We start from the raw sequence: 5,438 nt of genomic DNA, 5'->3' as shown, positions 1-5,438 counted from the left end.
AACCGGGGYGGCGGAAAACCCCGCGTGCCCTGCCTGTCGCCACCGCGACGGGCACTCGCCAGCCCGCGTCAAGTCCTGCCTTAGCATCCCGCGATAATGCTGCGCTTTATTTTTACCCGACTGAGCCTGATCATTCCCACCTTTTTGGGGATGACTCTGCTGGCTTTCTTCCTGATCCGCATGGTGCCCGGCGACCCGATCGAAACCATGGCGGGCGAGCGCGGCATCGATCCGGTGCGCCACGCGCAATTGCTCAAGGAATACGGCCTGGACCGACCCGTCATGGTGCAGTACGGCATCTACATCGGCCGGGTCCTGAAAGGCGACCTGGGCAAGTCCCTGATCACACAGGAGCCTGTACTGCGCGAATTCCTCACGCTGTTTCCGGCCACCATCGAACTCGCCGTGTGCGCCATTTTGTTTGCACTGCTGATCGGCATCCCCGCGGGCATCCTGGCGGCGGTCAAGCGAAACTCCATACTCGACCATGGCGTCATGGGGGTGTCCCTCACGGGGTATTCCATGCCGATTTTCTGGTGGGGATTGCTGCTGATCCTGCTGTTCTCGGTGCAGCTCGGCTGGACCCCCGTATCGGGCCGGCTGTCGGTGCAGTACTTCATTGAGCCCACCACAGGCTTTCTGTTGATCGACTCACTTCTCTCGGAAGACAAGGGTGCTTTCTGGTCGGCCGCTTCCCACCTGATATTGCCCATGATTGTGCTGGGCACCAACCCGCTGGCGGTGATCGCGCGCATGACGCGTTCGGCCATGCTGGAAGTGCTGGGCGAAGACTACATCCGCACCGCGCGCGCCAAAGGGCTTTCCAACCTGCGCGTGGTGGCCCTGCATGCGCTGCGCAATGCATTGATCCCGGTGGTCACCGTGATCGGCCTGCAGGTCGGCGTACTGTTCACGGGCGCCATCCTCACCGAAACCATCTTTTCCTGGCCGGGCGTCGGCAAATGGCTGATCGAAGCCATCAGCCGCCGCGACTACCCCGTTCTGCAGGGCGGCATCCTGCTGCTGGGCGCCATCGTCATGGCCGTCAACCTGCTGGTGGACATCACCTACGGCATCATTAACCCACGCATCAGGCACCAGCGATGAGCACGGCCACCTTGAAATCCGCCCCCCCGAAACCGGGCACGCCCCCGGCGCCACCGCACCCTCTGCGCGAGTTCTGGAACTACTTCAGCGCCAACAACGGCGCCGTGATCGGCCTGGTCATCGTGATTGGCGTGCTGCTGCTGGCGCTCTTTGCGCCCCTGCTGGCGCCGCACGCACCCAACATCACCAACAACGCCGTGTTCCTCAAGCCACCGGCCTGGCAGACGGGCGGCTCCTGGACCTATCCCCTGGGCACCGACGCCATCGGCCGGGACATCCTCTCGCGCCTGATGTACGGCGCCCGCCTGTCGCTGGTGATCGGCCTGGCCGTGGTGGCGCTGTCGGTGGTTGTCGGCACGGTGCTGGGCCTGCTGGCAGGCTTTTTCCGCGGCATCTTCGAGATCGCCGTGATGCGCCTCATGGACATCATCCTGACCCTGCCCAGCCTGCTGCTGGCCATCGTGATCGTCGCCATCCTCGGCCCCGGGCTGATGAACGCCATGCTGGCTGTTGCCATCGTCGTGCTGCCGCATTACGTGCGCATCACGCGCGCCGCCGTGATCGCCGAAACCTCGCGTGACTACGTGACCGCCGCGCGCATGAGCGGCGCCAGCCGTATCCGCCTGATGTTCAGCGAAATCCTGCCCAACTGCACGGCGCCGCTGATCGTCCAGGCCTCACTGGGCGTGTCGACCGCCATCCTGGACGCCGCCGCCTTGGGCTTCCTGGGCCTGGGCGCCCAGCCACCCTCACCCGAATGGGGCACCATGCTGGCCGATGCCCGCGAATTTGTCTTGCGCGCCTGGTGGGTGGTCACCTTCCCCGGCCTCGCAATTTTGATCACTGTGCTGGCCTTCAACTTGCTCGGCGACGGACTGCGTGACRCATTCGACCCCAAGCTGAAGCGCTGAAAGATTCCGTATGGCTTTGTTAGAAATAGAAAACCTCTCCGTCGAGTTCCCCTCGCAAAACGGCATCATGCACGCCGTTGACGGCATCAGCCTGTCGCTGGAAGAAGGCGAAGTCCTCGGTATCGTCGGCGAATCTGGCTCCGGCAAAAGCGTCACCATGATGGCCTTGATGGGCCTGGTGGCTTACCCCGGCCGCGTGAAAGCCGACAAACTACGGTTTGCCGGACACGACCTCCTCAAGCTGTCGCAAGGCGAGCGCAACAAGCTCATCGGCAAAGACGTGGCGATGATCTTCCAGGAACCCACGACCAGCCTGAACCCCTGCTTCACCGTCGGCTTCCAGATCACCGAAACCCTGCGTCTGCACCTGGGCATGGATAAAAAGGCCGCAACACGCAAGGCCATCGAACTGCTCGAGCAGGTCGGCATCAATTCACCCGAAAGCCGCCTGAAGGCCTATCCCCACCAGCTCTCCGGTGGCATGAACCAGCGCGTGATGATCGCCATGGCGATCGCCTGCAACCCGCGCCTCCTGATTGCCGACGAGCCGACCACGGCGCTTGACGTGACCATCCAGGCGCAAATCCTGGACCTGCTGCGTAGCCTGCAAAAAGAGCGCGGCATGGCCCTGGTGCTGATCACACACAACATGGGCGTGGTGTCCGAAATGGCACAGCGCATCGCGGTGATGTACGCCGGCCAGATCATGGAAGAGCAAAGCGCACACGCCCTTTTCAACACGCCCCAGCACCCCTACACCGAAGCCCTGCTTTCGGCCCTGCCTGAGCGCAGCGACGGCAGCTCCCGCCTGGCGACCATCCCCGGCATGGTGCCCGGCCTCTATGACCGCCCTACCGGATGCCTGTTTGCTCCGCGCTGCGCCTATGCCACCGAACATTCCCGCAACGAGCGCCCGCTGCTGCGCGCCTGGAAGGACGGCATGGTTCGCTGCCACTACCCGCTGGGTGATCCCAGCCGCGAGGCCAACATCGAGCACGRCACCCCACTGGTGGAGGCCGCGCAATGAGCACCGCCACCACTTCCACCACCCTGCCGACCGAGCCCGTCGTTGAAGCAAAAAATCTCAAGCAGGTCTATGAAATCCGCCGCGGTTTCATGCGCAAGTCCGACCACCTGCAGGCCGTCGGTGGCGTTTCCTTCTCGGTCCACGCCGGCAAGACGCTGGCCGTTGTAGGCGAATCGGGCTGCGGTAAATCCACGCTGGCCCGTATGGTCTCGCTCATTGAAACGCCTACGGGCGGCGAATTGCGCATCACCGGCATAGACGCGGTGAACAGTGGCCAGGAAGAGCGCCAGGGTCTTCGCAAGGCCGTGCAGCTGGTGTTCCAGAACCCCTACGGCTCGCTCAACCCGCGCAAGAAAATCGGCGCCATCCTTGAGGCGCCACTGGAAATCAACACCAGCCTGACAGCTGAAGAGCGCGCCGCCAAGGCCCGCGCCATGCTGGCCATGGTGGGCCTGCGCCCCGAGCACTACGACCGCTATCCCCACATGTTCTCGGGCGGCCAGCGCCAGCGCATTGCCATTGCACGCGCGTTGATGCTCAACCCCACGGTGGTGGTAGCTGACGAGCCGGTATCGGCCCTTGACGTCTCCATACAGGCCCAGGTGCTCAACCTGCTGGCCGACCTGCAGCAGTCCATGGGTCTGGCCTATCTGTTCATCTCGCACGACCTGGGTGTGGTGCGCCACATCGCCCACGACGTGTTGGTGATGTACCTGGGCCATGCCGTTGAACAAGGCGAGAAAAATGCCCTGTTTAACCGGCCCCTGCACCCCTACACCCAGGCCCTGCTGGCCTCCACACCCGGCCTGGCCGGCACCGGGGTGAAGCAACGCATCGTGCTCAAGGGCGAGCTGCCCTCGCCGCTTAACCCGCCCACCGGCTGCGTGTTCTCTACCCGTTGCCCGCACGTCACCGACCGCTGCCGCGCCGAAAGGCCGCAGCTGCGCGAAGTTGCAGAGCGGCAGGTTGCGTGCCACTATGCTGAAAACTTTCTCACTGCGTGACCTGAAACCATGCGCTCAAGCACCGGTTTCAGGCCACGTTTTTCAATGACCAGGGCGCACAACGTCACAAATGTTGTGCAATCTGGCCGCAAGCCCCCGCTGCAAAAGCAGCATTAACCTCCAAAGGGATCGTCAAATGATTCAGACCAAACCAAGTGCAAACCGGCTGCGCCCGGTCCAGCGCGCATTGCTGTGCGCTATTGCCCTGCCAGCGCTGCTGGCACTTTCACCCGTCTCCGCGAAGACGCTGGTGTTCTGCTCTGAAGGCAGCCCCGAAAACTTCTACCCTGGCGTCAACACCACGGGTACGTCGTTTGATGCCAACGAACCCGTCTACAACCGCCTCGTCGAATTCGAATACGGCGGCACCAAGGTCGTTCCCGGCCTGGCCGAAAAATGGGACATTTCCGCCGACGGCCTGACCTACACCTTCCACCTGCGCAAGGGCGTGAAATGGCATGCCAGCAACAAGGCCTTCAAGCCAACGCGCGACTTCAACGCCGACGACGTGCTGTTCATGTTCGAACGCCAGTGGAAAGAAGACAACGCCTTCTTCAAGGTCACCAGCCCCAACCACTCCTACTTCAGCGACATGGGCATGCCCAAGCTGCTGAAATCGGTGGAAAAGGTCAACGACCTCACTGTCAAGATCACGCTGGACAAGCCTGAAGCGCCATTCCTCGCCAACCTGGCCATGCCTTACGCGGCCGTGCAGTCCAAGGAATACGCCGACGCCATGCTGAAAGCCGGCACGCCGGAAAAAATCGACCAGGACCCGGTGGGCACCGGCCCCTTCTACCTGGTGCAGTACCAGAAAGACGCGGTCATCCGTTACAAGGCCTTCCCGCAATATTGGGGCGGCAAGGCCAAGATCGACGACCTCGTGTACTCGATCACGCCTGACGCTTCGGTCCGCTGGGCCAAGCTGCAGARGAACGAATGCCACGTCATGCCCTACCCCAACCCCGCCGACCTCGACGCGATCCGCAAGGACGCCAACGTGACGATCGTCGAGCAGGCCGGCCTGAACGTGGGCTACCTCGCCTACAACACGACCAAGAAGCCGTTTGACGACGTGCGCGTGCGCAAGGCCATCAACATGGCGATCAACAAGAAAGCCATTGTTGACGGCGTGTACCTGAGCACCGGTGTTGCCGCCAAGAACCCGATCCCGCCAACCATGGCCGCGTACAACAACGCCATCAAGGACGACGAGTACAACCCCGAAGCCGCCAAGAAATTGCTGGCCCAGGCCGGTTTCCCCAACGGTTTCACCACCGACCTGTGGGCAATGCCCGTGCAGCGCCCATACAACCCGAATGCCAAGCGCATCGCCGAGTTGATGCAGGCTGACCTGGTCAAGGTCGGCGTGACCGCCGAGATCAAGAG

General features: G+C 62.7%; 5 protein-coding genes. All 5 read left to right on the top strand.

The genetic code is table 11. The features are described from left to right. Positions 1-96: 96 nt before the first annotated feature. The gene (locus AC1DWI_RS12790; RefSeq protein WP_477646562.1) at positions 97-1,107 is read left to right on the top strand and encodes an ABC transporter permease subunit; all 1,011 of its coding nucleotides are present in this window, start codon (positions 97-99) and stop codon (positions 1,105-1,107) included. Continuing rightward, on the top strand, positions 1,104-2,018 hold the full coding sequence (locus tag AC1DWI_RS12785; protein WP_477724956.1) for an ABC transporter permease subunit: 915 nt from the start codon (positions 1,104-1,106) through the stop codon (positions 2,016-2,018). Before AC1DWI_RS12790 ends, AC1DWI_RS12785 begins: the two co-directional genes overlap by 4 nt. A 10-nt stretch (positions 2,019-2,028) precedes the next feature. Continuing rightward, positions 2,029-3,045 carry an ABC transporter ATP-binding protein gene (locus AC1DWI_RS12780; protein ID WP_477724955.1) on the top strand — a complete coding sequence of 339 codons (1,017 nt, stop codon included), beginning with the start codon at positions 2,029-2,031 and terminating at the stop codon, positions 3,043-3,045. Continuing rightward, the gene (locus AC1DWI_RS12775) at positions 3,042-4,049 is read left to right on the top strand and encodes a peptide ABC transporter ATP-binding protein (RefSeq protein ID WP_477669180.1); all 1,008 of its coding nucleotides are present in this window, start codon (positions 3,042-3,044) and stop codon (positions 4,047-4,049) included. Before AC1DWI_RS12780 ends, AC1DWI_RS12775 begins: the two co-directional genes overlap by 4 nt. A 136-nt stretch (positions 4,050-4,185) precedes the next feature. Beyond that, positions 4,186-5,438, top strand: a 1,253-nt coding sequence (locus AC1DWI_RS12770) for an ABC transporter substrate-binding protein (RefSeq protein WP_477724954.1), incomplete at its 3' end; no start/stop codon positions are given.

The organism is Polaromonas sp. P3_C2, assembly GCF_056402675.1.
Note: the sequence above shows the minus strand (reverse complement) of the source record. Positions and strands in the feature narration are given on the sequence as shown.

Bases quoted from the DNA above. Each gene is read 5' to 3' on its own strand.
- AC1DWI_RS12790 (WP_477646562.1), top strand. From the start codon at position 97: ATGCTGCGCTTTATTTTTACCCGACTGAGCCTGATCATTCCCACCTTT.
- AC1DWI_RS12775 (WP_477669180.1), top strand. From the start codon at position 3,042: ATGAGCACCGCCACCACTTCCACCACCCTGCCGACCGAGCCCGTCGTT.